Origin of the sequence: Brevibacillus panacihumi, from assembly GCF_003710985.1 — a bacterium.
GTDB classification, from domain to species: domain Bacteria; phylum Bacillota; class Bacilli; order Brevibacillales; family Brevibacillaceae; genus Brevibacillus; species Brevibacillus panacihumi.
Map to the genome: position 1 here is coordinate 1 of NZ_RHHT01000078.1, position 1,440 is coordinate 1,440.

Sequence of the window (1,440 nt, forward strand, 5' to 3'; positions counted from 1 at the left end):
CAGATAAGATTATGAGTCGTAAGGCATGAATGGGAAAACATCATTTGAGGCAAGAGGACCAGGAAAAGCTGGCCCGAGGAAAAAGGAGAAAAAAGCGAAGGCATTTGGGATCTTGACCAAGCCGGAACGGAAAAGGCGGAACACGCTTTTAGCGGCCAGCGCGCCCAGCAAGCCGTTAATTGCTAGTTGGTGAAAGTCCAACCGAGGTAAGAGCCAAGTGAATAGGCTACACTGAATTGGACAGTTCTCTTAAGTTCTAGTAGATTAAAAACAAATCCATTAGAACGGAGAGAATGTGATGAGTAAACGTGAGCGTCGAGCATTTACAGATGAGTTTAAACAACAGATGGTTCAACTATATGAGAATGGCAAACCACGTGCAGATATTTTGAGAGAGTATGACCTGAGTGCATCTGCATTTGATCGATGGGTAAAACAGAGCAAAACAACTGGTTCTTTCAAAGAAAGCGAAAATCGTACGGATGAACAGAATGAACTCCTTCAACTTCGCAAGGAAAATCAACGGCTAAAGATGGAGAATGATATTTTAAAGCAAGCAGCGCTGATCTTCGGACGAAAATAGCAGTGATCCGCCAAAACACGCACAAATACCCTGTATCGGCTATGTGCGAAATCCTTAACGTAAATCGGAGTTCTTACTATTATGAGAGTAAGAAACAACCATCTACGGATGATGAAGTGGAACAAGCGGTCATTCGCATTTTTGAAGAGAATCAGCGCGTCTATGGAGCGAGAAAAATCAAAGTAGAGTTACAAAAACAGGGAAAAATCGTTTCAAGACGTCGCATTGGTCGTTTGATGAAGAAACATGGCCTTGTATCAGTCTACACGGTTGCTCAATATAAGCCGTATCCATCGTCATGTAATCAATCGCCGATCCAGAACGAACTGAATCGTGAATTTACAAAAGTGGAGCCTCTGCAAGCTGTTGTGAGTGACTTGACTTATGTTCGGGTTGCAAAGAAATGGCACTACATCTGCCTGCTCATTGACTTATTCAATCGGGAAATAATCGGACATAGTTGTGGAAAATTCAAAGACGCTGCCCTTGTTTATCAAGCTTTTGCAAGCGTAAAGGGAAATCTGCACCAGATCCAGCTTTTTCATACGGACCGAGGCAGTGAGTTTAAAAACCACACCATAGACGAGGTGATCAATACGTTCGACATTAAACGTTCTTTGAGCATGAAAGGCTGTCCCTATGACAATGCTGTTGCCGAAGCCACTTTCAAGCTGATCAAAGCAGAGTTTGTTCGGAATCGACAGTTTGAGTCACTAGAGCAGCTAAAGAGAGAGCTAGATCAATATGTGAAATGGTTTAATGAAACCAGAATCCACTCCACACTGGGCTATCTTAGTCCGAAGATTTACAAAAAGCAGGCACTTAAGAAATCTGTCTAGTTTGGTGTTGACAATCCA

At 42.6% G+C, this 1,440-nt stretch carries 1 protein-coding gene; it reads left to right on the top strand.

Annotation, left to right across the window (positions count from 1 at the left end):
• Positions 1–298 precede the first annotated feature (298 nt).
• Positions 299–1,422, top strand: a protein-coding gene (locus EDM58_RS24480; RefSeq protein WP_122915660.1) for an IS3 family transposase whose coding sequence is annotated in 2 segments (ribosomal slippage) — positions 299–548 and positions 548–1,422 — 1,125 coding nt in all. Because the reading frame shifts where the segments join, the coding sequence is not laid out codon by codon here.
• The last annotated feature ends 18 nt before the right edge of the window (positions 1,423–1,440 follow it).